Genomic DNA, 12,705 nt, shown 5'->3' with positions numbered 1-12,705 from the left:
TCAGGCTCCCTCCCCGGACAGGACTTCCCAGATCTTTTTGTATCCAGCGCCGCTCAGGGCCGCATCAGCAGGCCTTGCGCGGTTCCATTCCCTCGGTGACATCTCTTTCAGGAAGCTGCGCGCTTTGCCCACAGAATAACGGCTTTCATCGTTGCCGAAGGCCTCTTTATAGAGCGAGCCAAGCTCTTCGGCCGCGCTGCGCGGCGCGGCGTTCATCCGCATCAAAACGGCGTCCTCGGTGCGAACCCCGTGATAGATCATCGCGGGCAAAGCGTTGATCCGGCGGCGCTCGGCCTCACTCATACCTTCGAAGTCCATCCCGGAGACACGGCTCAGGGCCGATACACCCCAGGTTCCGTTATTGACGATGGCGCGGTAGATCGCCTTGCAGGCGTCGGTAAAGGCTTCGGTTTCCGAACGAGCGGCATCGTGAGAAAAATAGGTTCTTGCAATGTCGTCCAGCCGCGCACCATTGACCCAGTCGCGAGTGATATTGGAAAGATGGGCATAGTCGAACCCGTCGCCGCCGATCTCTTCGAGCTGTTGCTTGAGTTGGGGCACCTTCAGCATGACGCCGAACAGATCGGCCATGCGCCCGACCTCGCCAAACAGGCTATCCGGTGCCCAGTCATCCGGCCTCAACTGTTCTTCGAGATTGCGCATTCCGGCCATGGCCTTCTGCACACCTTCCGGCGAAAAGCCGGTGGAATCCGCCAGCTCTGCCGCCCCTGGCATATCGGCGAGCCTGCGCGCGTAGCTCTTCGTCGCATCCAGCAAAGCATCGGCCTTATCGCGCTGCGCGGGATCATTGCGCATGGTTGTATAGCCATAGGTCTGCCTAAGAAGCTGCTCGGATTCGGCGAGCACCGCATCGAGGTTTTTCTTTTCGGCCCAGAGGTGGGCAACATAGCAACGGAAATCTTCCCACTGGTCCTGCCAGAGAACAGCATCGAGATTGTTGAGCTGTCCCTGCGCGGCGAGCTGGTCGAGAAGCGCAACCAGGCGCGATGCAAGAGCGCCTGTTGCACGGCTCAGAAAATCAATCTTTGCTGCCCGATCGGACCCTTCAGCCAGTCCCACTACACCAACACTGTCCTGAGCGATCCGTCCTGCCCGACTTGCGAGGTTCCAAAACTCTCGGGGACTCATTTCAACGCCGTAGGGCAGCTTGTGGGATTGCAGGAATATCGAGGAAACCGGGAAGTTGATCCCTTGAGCTATAGTCGAGGTCGCGCACAAGACGCGAAGATGGCCCGATTCCGCAAGCCACTCCATGAGCGTGCGGATTTCATCAGACAACCCGGCATGGTGAACGCCGACGCCATGGTCGAGCATGTCGATCAGTTCGAACTGAGGACTGACCTCAGTCCTCAGAAAGTTTTGCACCAATTGCACGTCGTCCGGGACACTTTCAAATTCCGGGACGCTTTCAGCGGCATGCCGCGCCATCGACCAGACGGTAGGAATACTATTGGCGACCGCAATGCTTGTACCACGAGCCGACATGACGGAAGCCATGGCTGCGGTCTGCAAACCGAATCCCTTCTGCTGCCCTTTGTCGAGCACTTTGCTCTTCGGCACATCAATGGGCCTGCAATTGCCCGCACGGTGCGTGCCGCGCAACTTCATGGCTCTTTCGGTGACGGTCAGGGTCTCGTAGTCAAGCCGCCAACCAGCCCGCTCGCTGTCATCAGCGATAGCCCGGTAAAGACCGACGATCCGCTCATTGGGTTTCCAGGCCGTTGTACTGAAACTGATCGCCTTACCGGCATCGATGTCCTGCGCAAGCCAGCGCGCCACGGTCTCGCTGCTCTCGACATAGGGCATCAGAAGCAGGAAGTTCGCCTGCGGACAATCTCGCTTGATCGTCGCAAGGAGAAACTCGATACGAAGGCCTCGGGCCTCGGTTTCAAGGTTGTGCGCTTCATCCATGACGACAAGGGCGAGCGGACGCGGCACATTCTTGTTGCGAATGACCAGCGATAGCTTCTCGGGTGTAGCCACGAGCACATCGAAAGGCTTCTCCTGATCGGTCAGCAGTTCTTCTTCAAAGGCATCGACTTCAATGGCACCGCTGAGCTGCTCTACCCTTAATCCGATGGGCTCGAAATCCCGGCGAAGCCGCCGGGTAACCTGGGCTGTCAGGGCTCTTGTCGGCGCGACATACGCAACCCAGCCCTTGTCTGCGTCGAACTGGTTAAGGGCCTGGAGAATCCGAAACTGTGCCAGCAGTGTCTTGCCGCCGGAGGTCGGCATGTCGATTACGATCGCCGTCTTGGCCTGATCGAGGAGCCCTTGCTCAAGCAGGGCGGTCCGCTGCGGTGGCAACAGCTCGAACATCGCCTGATGCTCGCGTTTGGTCAGTGCCTTGACGAATTCGGACACGCGGGAATTAACGGTGCGCGTTCCCCACCATAGGGAATTGGTGACCATGATCCGGCTAGCGGCGTGTAGCCAGCGAAGGATCACTTCATGCTGAGCGTCGCCCGACGCGGTCGCTGCCTTGATGCCGGACTCGAAATGCTTGTCGAGATCGGCAAAGACTGCCTGGGACTGACCTTGAAGCATGTATTCGGCAAGGACCTCGGTCCCTTTGGCCCAGTGGTAGAGGGCGATCAGGCGCAACGCGACCGCTCGGTCTTCCGCCGCTGAACCATTCGCGAGCCTTGCCGCCTCCTGCGATCGCTGGTCTTCCCGAAGCCCGGCGATGATTTCTCGGATGCGATCCAGATCATCCCAGCCCTCCTTGCGGAAGAGGCGAACCCAGCACTCGAACAACCGGTATAGAAGCCGCCTGTCCCATGGCGCTTCGGCCACGCTTGGAATCGAGATTGCCGATCTGTTCTCGGTAAACCAGCGTCGCAAGTCCGACCAACGGTCACCGCAATAAGCGAGCGCCGAGAGCTGCAAAACATGGAAGATACGCTCTTGCGTGCCTTCCGGTATCTCCGCCAGGCGGCGAATGTCGAACGCATGATGTGAAGCCGCCGTGGCTTGATCCCTCAAAGCGTTATCGCCACCTGAGGGGCGACTCAGTGCATCGAGCCCCTCGATTGCCGCCATTTCATAGGCAAGTGCGACACGATCGAGCAACGCATCGTCGGTGTCAGCCTCCGCGAACGCGAAATCGATCTGACGACCGACGGCGCGCCGCACCAACCGCTCATTGACCAGCTCGGCGGCACGGGCTCGCTCTTCCTGGCCGATGGCGCTTAGTGCCCAGTGGGACTGGAGGGCTTCAAGGGCAGCAGCGGAGACAGTCATGCGCTGCCTCCCGTCCGTGTCGCCAAGGCCTTGGATGCCAAATCGCCGATAGAGCCCGCCGGTAAATACAAGGCGAGCAACTCTATCTCGGTACCTGCCGGGCAGTTGTCCCCGAGTTTCTCGACTCGCGCGCACACATCGTCCTCATGGGGATCGACATCACGCACAAGGACGCCGAAAAGCTGCACATCGGATGTATTCTCAAGATAACGCTTGGTTGCCGTCTTGAAACGTTCCAGCCAAGTCGCGTTCTTGGCACGATGGCCGAGATACTTGAAAAGGTCGTGCCGGATACTGGCTTTGTCCCGCAGCTCTTCGAGCTGTTGTTTCAGACCGGTACGGCCATAAACAGCACCGGGCGGATGCTTGGCTTCTGCTGATGTTTTCACTTCCCCGAAGGCGAAGCGATCGCCTTCCGCATCGTGCTGAATGCCGACCAGATCGGCCCCTGGCAAACTCGATCCGCTCTTGCGCTCATCGCGGCCATCCGGCCAGGGAAACAGGCAATCTTTGTGCTCGGTCAGATAGGCTTCCGCGATTGCTTCGCCAACGCGCCAGTCCTCTATCTCGTCAGGGTCGGCAAGGGCTTCTGCAAGCTGCTCTTGCGCAAATTCGGTTTCCGCGACACCGGCGAGAAGCTCCTCGATGTCCGCTTTGCCCTCTTCGTCGAAAACGAGTGCCGCGACCTGCCCGTCTAGCGCTTCGTCCAGCTCTTCTTCCGTCCATGCGCGACCGCCACCCTTACAGGGCGGCGCGCCAAGGTTGTAGCATTCCTCCCCCAAAGCAACCGTCATGCGACGGCCTCCACGGCTTTCTCGGCATCGCGGAGGCGGATTTCGCCGGACATGAGTTTTGGCAGGAGCAGATCGCGCGTCTGCGCGAGAGTCTCGACTTCCTTGAGGTTCGCAGCCCGACGTTTCCAAAGTGGAGCAACCAAGTTCTCGAAAGCTTGAATGAGTTGCTCGTCGGGTCGCGGGAATTCCAGACGATATGCGTTGCCGCGATTCAAGCCAGGAACAGCCGCGTCAGTATTCATGTCTTTCAGCGGCTGAACGGATAAAAGATGGTAACTGAATAATAGCGAACCGACGCGAGGAACTACATAGAAAACCGTATCTATTGGGAAGGCCGGACCGTCCTCCCAGTAAAGGCTCCCAACAGTACCTTTTCGCCCAACGATCACAACTGGTCCTTCGACCAACGGCGTATCGTGTGTTCCAGCAACACCGCCGGAGCCGTAAACAGCGACTGACCCTAGCTTTCTCTGCTTTGCTGGAAGGGACTTCCCGTAAGCTAATTCCAGGTAGTCCTCCAATTTTCTTACTTCCCATCCCATCGGCTTATCGTCATCGTCGAGAGCGTCAGGGAAAAGGTCCCAGAGTTCCGTGGCAAGATAGGGCTCTCGCCCTTCGGCCTTGGCTCGTGTAGGTCCGAAATCAACAAACCAGTCCTTGAAGATTGCCCGCGCCATCGCCTCCAAGGTTTCGTTGGTCTGGCAGTTTAGTTCGATCTTATCGTCAAGAGCGCCGAGGAGGGCGGCAATTTTTTGCTGTTCTTCCAAACTTGTCGGGTAATAAATCGACGCAACATGAAGATGGTTTCTGTTCAGTCCAGGAACCGCAGCTTTGTCAGAATAAGCCATAAAATCCATAGACCGGAGAAAATAGCTCACAAAACGCGGATCGTTATTCTTAAAATCTCGAACATAAAGCGTGGTATTAAGAGGCCAAAAATCATCCTGAATAAAAAATACTTGCCCAAGAGTACCGTATCGCCCTGTTATAACACCCGGTCCTTTGACCATTGCTTCAGCGTGATAATCGGTGATGCCTGACGACGACACGAGCGGGAAGGGACCACTTTGACGTCTCTTTTTTGGAAGATCGTAACCACGTTTCAACTCTACGAGATCACCCAAAACACCGTGTTCCCACTCACTCATCGGCGACCACCCCCTCCAACTTAGCCTGGATTAGCGCGCCGAGTTCTTCGCCTTGCGCAATCTGCTCGTCCAGCTTCTCCTTGAGCGCCGTGAAGCGTTTCACGAAAGGCACATCGTCTTCTTCTATTGCTGCCGCGCCAACATACCGCCCCGGTGTCAAAACGTGATTGTGTTCTCTGATCTCCTCCAACGAGGCGGACTTGCAGAAGCCGGGAATGTCTTCGTAGTCACCCGCGCCTTCTTCGCCACGCCAGGCGTGATACGTCGCGGAAATCTTTGCAACATCTTCTTCCGAGAATTCCCGACGGGTACGGTCGACCATGTGACCGAGCTTGCGGGCGTCGATGAACAGAACCTGTCCTCGCCGGTCACGGAATTTGTTGTTCTTTTTGTCTCTTGCGAGGAACCACAGGCAGGCTGGTATCTGGGTGGAGTAGAAAAGCTGTCCCGGCAAAGCAATCATGCAATCCACCACATCGCCCTCGCCCATGGCGCGGCGGATCTCACCCTCCCCGGACTGGGCGGAGGACATGGAACCGTTGGCCAGAACCACACCGGCGGTGCCGTGGGGCGCAAGGTGGTGCAGGATGTGTTGAAGCCATGCGTAGTTGGCGTTACCGACCGGCGGTACGCCGTACTTCCAGCGGCCATCCTCGCGTAGACGGTCGCCGCCCCAGTCGGAGATGTTGAAAGGCGGATTGGCGAGGATGTGGTCGGCCCTTAGGTCTTTCAACTCGTCCTTGTGAAAGCTGCCTTCATTGTTCCAGCGGATATCGGCGTCAATGCCCCGCACGGCGAGATTCATTTTGCACAGCCGCCAGGTCGTGTAGTTGCTTTCCTGTCCGTAGATGGCGATATCGCCGATGCGCCCGCCATGCTGCTCGACAAACTTCTCGGACTGGACGAACATGCCGCCGGACCCACAACAGGGGTCATAGACCCGTCCCTTGTAGGGCTCCAGCATTTCGACCAGAAGGCGCACGACAGACCGGGGCGTGTAGAACTCTCCGCCACGTTTGCCTTCCGCTCCGGCGAAACCGCCGAGGAAATATTCATAGACGCGGCCAAGAATGTCCTTGGAGCGGTCCGCCTCTTCGCCCATGCCAATGCCGCTGATGAGGTCGATCAACTCACCGAGCATGACCTTGTTCAAGGCCGGGCGGGCGTAGTCCTTCGGCAAGACACCTTTGAGCGAGGCGTTGTTTGACTCAATCGCCAGCATGGCGTCATCGATCTGTTTACCAATCGTCGCCTGCTTGGCGTTGGCTTGGAGATGAGACCAGCGGGCCTCCTTGGGCACCCAGAAGACGTTCTCGGCGAGGTACTCCTCCGGGTCTTCCGGGTCGGCGAGATCTTCGGCAAGCAGGGCCTCGCGCTTGGCCTCGAAGGCGTCGGAGATGTATTTGAGGAAGATCAGCCCCAGAGCGACATGCTTGTAGTCCGAAGGCTCCATGTTGCCGCGCAGCTTGTCGGCGGTTGCCCAAAGCTTGCTTTCGAAATCAAGGTTTCCGCCATTGCCGCTCTTCTGCGCGTTTTCTTTCTTGTCGCTCGCGCGCGGACGTCCACGAGGCATAGGCTAGGCTCCTTGTTGTTCTGGCTTCGGCGCTTGAGGGGGCAAGGTGTCGTCCAGGCCCCTGAGGCGTTCATACTCTTCGACCGAGAGCACCACGACGACAGCGCGTCCGTGCTTCTCGATGGTCACCGGTTCAGCCCTGGCTGTGTCCAGCAAGTAACCAAACCCGTTCTTGGCGTCCTTGGCGGACATGTGTTTCATGAGGGCATCCCAAGTGGCCGTTTTGGCCATAATGGACAAAAACGCGTTCGGACGCAATCCCCGAGACGGCGGTTGCACACTGGGTGAATTTTCGCACGGGTGGTGGCTCACTGGGTGAGCCTAAGCGCCGGACAGCAAACGAATTGTGGCAAATGTTGTGGCGAAACTTCCCGTGGAGCGTCTATCGGGCTTCCAAGACTCAAGTGCGAGGAGGCTGTGTCGGGCAAAACGCGGTGAAATCGACGGGCTCCACGCCGGGTGTGCTGGTGCGTTTTCGCCACAAACTTGCCACAAGCCCAGACGGGCCGATTCAGAGAATGGCGGATTTCTGCGGCTTAGCTATGCCTTGCCACAGATTTGCCACATGGTTTTCTGAGTATCGACGCTGCAAGCCCCGATCGACAAAGAAAGGCAGTTTGCGATTGCCGTGCGCGTCCGTTTCGGCTGCGCGTTTCATCTGCCGCTCGGTCAGTTCAATTCCCATGTCGGAAAGAACCGATCTGGCCTGGTTCAGGTCGATATCGCAAGGAAGCTTCACTGCCTAGATACACCTCCCTTCGGATTTAGAGTTTGTAATCATCAGCCGCGCTGCGATAAGGGTCGTCGCTGTAAAGGTTATCGACTTTAAAGAGGAGAAAGGCGATGTGCAGACTCATCACAGCTTTTGAACTGCAAACCCGGTCCACCGACGAGCTTTCGGCCCTGTTCCGCAAAGTCCCGCAACAGTTGGCGCGAAGCGAACCCGGCACCGCCGAGCGGCGCAATGCGGTCGCCAGCCTTGAAAACATCAACCGGGCGCTTACGGCGCGCTACGCGAAGCGCTTCATGCCGCCGGGCGTCAGAAAGATCGAGAAGTTTTTGGCATGCCCGTCGATGGCAGCCAAAAGCCAGAACACGATTTGCGCTTTCATAAAGTGAAGGCGATCTGCACGAGGCGAAACGGCCCCGTTTAGAAAATCGAGCACATCCGTAATGCCCGGGCCACCATCGCTCTGGTATTTGCGGGTCGGCGGCACACCCAAGGCCTGACAGATATCCTCTTGCGGCAACCGATACAAAACACCCTTCTGCCAGCGCCGGTCAAATCGCTCAACGACGAGGACCGGCTTATCATCGAAGCTGAGCACGTCCGCCATTGCCGCGTCCAGCCCCAGGGCACGGCAAATCTCAAGGCACAGCCACTCATTCCACGGCGTGTCGGAAAAATCCGCACCGTTCGGTCCTTCTTTCAAGGCAGGCTTGAATATGTGCGATGTCGGCGTTGGCCCAAGGGGAAGATGCCACTTCCCGCCGATATTGAGAAAAGCGGTCTTCTCCTGCACACCCGCGATGGAAATACGGAACTCCGGGTCATCCGTCTCCATGCCAAGAGGCGCGACGCCGAGCGCAGCAATGCGCGCCGCGATTTCCTCGTCGCTGATCGGCCTTGAGGACATCCTCGTCGGGTCGCCGGGATCGAGACCTTCGGGGACAAAACGCAACGCGCCGACACAGTCCCGCCCGATGGCGGCAAGCAGGTCGAACGTGCCTGCGCTCTCGGCCTGCTCGCGCGCTGCGATCGTGTTTCGGATTGCCGGATCGTCCGGTAACAACCCCTCAAAGAAGCTGTTTACGTTGGAGCCCGACCACAGGCGGTCGGACAGCGGCAGCGAGACAGAGATCGGAAAAGCGCGCTCGGAAGCGAGCCAGGCCGGGTCATAACGAAACGATGTCGAGCCATCAGCGGCCCGGCTGTAGAACCCGACTTTGCTGGACCCCACATAGACATCCAATGCACGTCCTTTGCGTTTTCTGCCCATTCTCAATACTCCGTGGGATCGAACTCGGCCTTGCGGCGCGGCACGATCGCAAGATCCAGATCGAGCGCCGCCAGAACCTTGAGCACGGTCTCCACGCGCGCGCTGGTCGCCCCGTTTTCCAGCTCCGAAATCAGCGCCTGACGGACGGAGGCTTTGCGGGCGAGATCAACCTGCCGCAAACCCTTCTTCGTGCGCTCGGCCCGGATGGCTTCGCCCAATTCCTTGTCGTTCCGAATGGTTACCGGCATGAGACCGCCTTAATATATCTGTTATAGCGTATACTAATAATTTATACGGATTACCGTATATTGTCAATATATCTCCCATAGCGTATACTATTCAATTATACGCCATACCGGATACGGCGACGAGGAACAGGCGAGGAGAACTGACGAACGTCCGTGGCACCGTATGGCCATGGAAACCGCACCCCGCCACCCTCTGCGAGCGATCCAGCGGCTGACAGGCCCCTCTCGGCACCTGGCCAGGAGGATGACACCATGCCGGTGAACTGGGTCACCATTGCCAAGATGGCTGCCGAGACCGGCTACACGGAAGACGCCATCCGCACCAAGATTCGCGATGTGGTATGGGGCGAAGGAAGAGTCTGGGCCAAGGCCCCCGATGGCCGCATTCTCATTTCAGTGGAGGGCTACAACCAATGGGTAGAGGAAACGGCGTCCGCCCCGCGTCGAACTCGACGATCGAGATCGACTTCTATTACCACGGCGTCCGGTGAAAAGAACGCCTCAAACTTAAGCCCACGCCCGCTAACCTGAAGCGGGCGGAGCGGCACCGCGCTGCCGTGCTCGACGCGATCGAGCGCGGCACGTTTGATTATTCCGTCACCTTTCCAAACTCACCGCGCGCCGTCCTGTTCAGCCATGAGCCGGGTGCCGCCATGACGCTGAGCAAGTATCTCGACCGCTGGCTCATCGACATCCGTCCCAGCCTGAAGGCTTCGACCTTCACCATCTACAAGCGCATCTTCGTGCAGCGCGCCCTCACCCAGCACAGCAAGGAACCGGAGACGCCGAAGACCGCCGCCGGGGAACGCTACGTCAAGCTGCTACCGCCAGCCCAGGAAGCACTCAAGGCGCAGAAAGCCTCCACCTTCATGGAGGGTGAAGAGATTTTCCAGAACCCTAACACCGACAAACGCTGGACCGGCGACATGGTGATCCGTGAGCGGATGTGGAAGCGGGTCCTGCTGCGTGCTGGCGTGCGCTACCGCTATCCCTACCAGATGCGCCACACCTACGCCTCGATGATGTTGCAGGTCGGGGAATCGGTGATGTGGGTTGCCCACAGCAGATGGGCCATACCAACTGGACCTTCGCGGCCCGCACCTACAGCCGCTGGGTCTCCATCGATGCGCCGGAGGCCGGGAGCCTGGAGGCTCGGAAGTGGAGCTGAGAAAAGCGGACCAAAAAACGAACCAAACCCACCCCCAAAATGGTCACTCATAAAACGCTAAGTCATTGATTATATGGCGGAGAGGGAGGGATTCGAACCCTCGATACCCGGTTAGGGTATACACGAGTTCCAGTCGTGCTCCTTCGACCACTCGGACACCTCTCCGTAAAGTCGTGTATTGTAACCCAGACGACTTGCTTGTGTCAGCAGTGAAATCGAAGTGTTGAGTTGCCTTGGTGGCGCTGGGAAAATAAGCGAGGTTTTTTCGGCTTAATCGATCCAATGGAGTTGTAGATGACGGATACCCTTGATTCCCCTGTTACCCGGTGTTTGGATGAGCTCGGCATCGGTTACGAATTGGTCGAGATTCCCCTCGATCCGGACAAGAAACCGATCCGTTCCCTGGAAGAGTTGCTTCAGGAATGGGGACGAGAGCCGGGGCAGGTGGTGCGCAGTCTTTTGTTTCGCACCGGTTCCGGCGGATTCGTCTTGCTGGCGGTGGCCGGCGGCGGAAGGGCCGATTGGGGCGTGCTGCGCAAGCACTTGGGGGAACGTCGTTTGACCATGGCCCAGCCGGATGAGGTGCTGGAAGCGACCGGTTATCCCGTCGGTGCGGTGCCGCCCATTGCCTTGCCCGAGGGAGTTCGCGTCCTGGTGGATGAAGGGGTCTTCGGCTACGATCGAATGATGATCGGCAGCGGGGTGTTGGGATATGCTTTGGATCTGGACACCGGCGGCCTGCGTCGAGCCTTGGAAGATGCGGACGTCGGCCGGTTCGTGAAAGCCTGAATCAGCGGTTTTCAGGGCTTTGCTTGTTTCTCCGCAAGGTATCCAAGCGTTGCCGCAAAATTTGTTCAGCCAGGGCGATAAACGGCGGCGCGTCCTCTGGATGGATTTCTAATTCCCCATGCTTGGTGAGGATGGAAAAACCATGAATCATTGCCGGTATCTGTTTCGATAATGCATGGCCGATTTTGTCGAGTTCCATAGTGTTTTGTATTTTATTTCGATGGATCGGTTTTTGCGGTATGCTCCCATCGTTCTGTGAACCCTTCCTGATTTGCCGGCTTAAAGCCTTGCGTATAACCCCTTCCTGGATAAGTATGCTCTAAGCTCAATACACGATTTGAGTACCAGCCTAAATGCATTATGTGGACATGTCAATGGTGAAAATTGCAATATGCGTACGGATGTTCTGGGGATATTAGATCGCTTGCGCGCCATATTTGGAACGTCGTCCGACGCCACCTTGGCCAGGGCTTTGGGGGTCCAGAAAACGACTCTGAGCTCATGGAAGGCGAGAAATTCCATTCCCTACGAAAAATGCGTGCAAGTGGCCGAGGAGAAGGGAGTTTCCCTGGACTGGCTGCTTTCCGGCATCGGTTCGATGCAGCGTGAAGTCTTGGAGATTCGGGAACAGCCGCCCGAATATTTTTCCAATCCCAGGCGCGAAAAACTGTTGGCGCTGTTCGACGGTTTGAGCGAGGAACAGCAGCTGGCGGTTTTGGCGGTCGCCGAGGAAAAGCGGCGTCTGTCGGAGTTGGAGCGGAAATTGGAAGCGTTGAGTCAAAAATTGAACGGCTTGAACCGAATTTGACTGAACGTTTTTCCCGTCTGAGCGTAAAAAATATTTTTATGGGGTCTGGCGTCCGTTGTGAGTGGCCCGATTCCGTCGACACCCACGCGGCAGGTGTCGACGGAAATCTACTGTCGTATCGTGGCGCCAACCGGCGCTCAATTCAGGGCGCGGTGGTCAGCGCCGATTGCAGCAGTCTGGAGGCGGCCTGACCGCTGGTGTCGCGGACGTAGTCGACCACGACGGGAATGAACTGGTTGGCCATGTCCGGAGACATGTTCAATTGCTGGAACTGGGAAGCGAGCGATGCGGCGGTGCCCAACTTGGATTGGGCGCCTCCCAGCATCGACGAGACGCCTGTGGACGGAACGGCGCTGAGCATCTGATCCATTCCCGGAACGGATTGGGACAGGGAGGCGAAAGCCTGCGGTTCCATGTTGGCTTTGGCGGCCTGGAAAATCGCGCCGGCCCCGCCCAAGGCTTGCTGCTGGGAGACGCCCAGGCGACTGACCAGGAGGTTGCTGAGTTCGGTTTGGGTCGCGGGAACGCTTTTTGCCGCCGCGGTGCCGGTCGAAATCGCCTGTCTTCCCGTCTGGGCGGCGCTTTCCGCGGTGGCGAGGCTCCGATCGACCGAGCCGACCACGTCTTCGCCGCCGCCGTTTCCGGCACAGCCGGCACAGGCGATGACCAACAAGTAAGCGGTGACCGGTTTGAAGTTCAAGTGATTCATGGCGATACCTCTTTGGTGTTGGAATGAATGCTCCTAATCAGCCGTCTCCATCGATCGACCGGCATAAAATGAAGCGGCTCCATCTGTTAAACGAGGGTATCGGATTTTATCCCCCTTCGGTGCCTAGAATGGGCTGGTAGTGGTTCGTTGTCAACTGGGGGATAGGGGGCAGGGGGGGGTGGCGCCAAGGCGCTGAAAGATAGA

Annotated in this window: 14 protein-coding genes and 1 tRNA gene; 4 read left to right on the top strand and 11 right to left on the bottom strand. The window is 58.0% G+C overall.

The features are described from left to right. From H035_RS0116020 to H035_RS0115985, 8 genes are all read right to left on the bottom strand, one after another. Positions 1-3,264: a DEAD/DEAH box helicase gene (locus H035_RS0116020; protein ID WP_022949972.1), complete on the bottom strand. Its 3,264-nt coding sequence runs from the start codon at positions 3,262-3,264 to the stop codon at positions 1-3. Next, on the bottom strand, positions 3,261-4,058 hold the full coding sequence (locus tag H035_RS0116015) for a hypothetical protein (protein WP_022949971.1): 798 nt from the start codon (positions 4,056-4,058) through the stop codon (positions 3,261-3,263). The genes H035_RS0116020 and H035_RS0116015 overlap by 4 nt, the downstream gene beginning before the upstream one ends. Next, positions 4,055-5,206 carry a restriction endonuclease subunit S gene (locus H035_RS0116010; protein ID WP_022949970.1) on the bottom strand — a complete coding sequence of 384 codons (1,152 nt, stop codon included), beginning with the start codon at positions 5,204-5,206 and terminating at the stop codon, positions 4,055-4,057. Before H035_RS0116010 ends, H035_RS0116015 begins: the two co-directional genes overlap by 4 nt. Continuing rightward, positions 5,199-6,779, bottom strand: coding sequence for a class I SAM-dependent DNA methyltransferase (locus H035_RS0116005; protein WP_022949969.1), 1,581 nt, complete (start codon positions 6,777-6,779; stop codon positions 5,199-5,201). The genes H035_RS0116010 and H035_RS0116005 overlap by 8 nt, the downstream gene beginning before the upstream one ends. 3 nt (positions 6,780-6,782) lie before the next feature. After that, a complete protein-coding gene (locus tag H035_RS0116000; RefSeq protein WP_040575178.1) occupies positions 6,783-6,980 on the bottom strand; it encodes a type II toxin-antitoxin system Phd/YefM family antitoxin in 198 nt (65 codons plus the stop codon). Between the two features lie 310 nt (positions 6,981-7,290). After that, on the bottom strand, positions 7,291-7,518 hold the full coding sequence (locus H035_RS22290; RefSeq protein ID WP_022949967.1) for a hypothetical protein: 228 nt from the start codon (positions 7,516-7,518) through the stop codon (positions 7,291-7,293). A 271-nt stretch (positions 7,519-7,789) separates the two neighbouring features. Continuing rightward, positions 7,790-8,779 (bottom strand): HipA domain-containing protein, encoded by a 990-nt coding sequence (locus H035_RS20265; protein WP_022949965.1) that lies wholly within the window; start codon positions 8,777-8,779, stop codon positions 7,790-7,792. 2 nt (positions 8,780-8,781) lie between these two features. Then, the gene (locus tag H035_RS0115985) at positions 8,782-9,027 is read right to left on the bottom strand and encodes a helix-turn-helix domain-containing protein (protein ID WP_026596714.1); all 246 of its coding nucleotides are present in this window, start codon (positions 9,025-9,027) and stop codon (positions 8,782-8,784) included. A gap of 252 nt (positions 9,028-9,279) precedes the next feature. On the opposite strand from H035_RS0115985, the gene H035_RS0115980 reads away from it, so the two are divergent. Next, positions 9,280-9,558, top strand: coding sequence for a hypothetical protein (locus H035_RS0115980; RefSeq protein ID WP_022949964.1), 279 nt, complete (start codon positions 9,280-9,282; stop codon positions 9,556-9,558). 26 nt (positions 9,559-9,584) lie between these two features. Beyond that, positions 9,585-10,256, top strand: a complete 672-nt coding sequence (locus H035_RS21020) for a site-specific integrase (RefSeq protein WP_051149876.1) — start codon at positions 9,585-9,587, stop codon at positions 10,254-10,256. A gap of 13 nt (positions 10,257-10,269) precedes the next feature. On the opposite strand, the gene H035_RS0115970 is transcribed toward H035_RS21020, so the two are convergent. Continuing rightward, positions 10,270-10,360 (bottom strand) — tRNA-Ser (locus H035_RS0115970). Positions 10,361-10,489: 129 nt separating this feature from the next. Between H035_RS0115970 and H035_RS0115965 the strand changes: the two genes are divergently transcribed. Beyond that, entirely contained in the window at positions 10,490-10,984 is a 495-nt protein-coding gene (locus H035_RS0115965; RefSeq protein ID WP_022949963.1) for an aminoacyl-tRNA deacylase, read from the top strand. Position 10,985: 1 nt separating this feature from the next. Here the strand turns inward: H035_RS0115965 and H035_RS0115960 are convergent, their stop codons facing one another. Then, positions 10,986-11,183 (bottom strand): hypothetical protein, encoded by a 198-nt coding sequence (locus H035_RS0115960; RefSeq protein ID WP_022949962.1) that lies wholly within the window; start codon positions 11,181-11,183, stop codon positions 10,986-10,988. A gap of 192 nt (positions 11,184-11,375) precedes the next feature. On the opposite strand from H035_RS0115960, the gene H035_RS0115955 reads away from it, so the two are divergent. Continuing rightward, positions 11,376-11,792 carry a helix-turn-helix domain-containing protein gene (locus tag H035_RS0115955; RefSeq protein WP_022949961.1) on the top strand — a complete coding sequence of 139 codons (417 nt, stop codon included), beginning with the start codon at positions 11,376-11,378 and terminating at the stop codon, positions 11,790-11,792. 142 nt (positions 11,793-11,934) lie between these two features. Here H035_RS0115955 and H035_RS0115950 read toward each other — a convergent pair whose 3' ends face one another. Further along, the gene (locus tag H035_RS0115950; protein WP_022949960.1) at positions 11,935-12,501 is read right to left on the bottom strand and encodes a DUF2780 domain-containing protein; all 567 of its coding nucleotides are present in this window, start codon (positions 12,499-12,501) and stop codon (positions 11,935-11,937) included. Between the last annotated feature and the right edge of the window lie 204 nt (positions 12,502-12,705).

Origin of the sequence: Methylohalobius crimeensis 10Ki, from assembly GCF_000421465.1 — a bacterium.
GTDB classification, from domain to species: Bacteria; Pseudomonadota; Gammaproteobacteria; order Methylococcales; family Methylothermaceae; genus Methylohalobius; species Methylohalobius crimeensis.
Note: the sequence above shows the minus strand (reverse complement) of the source record. Positions and strands in the feature narration are given on the sequence as shown.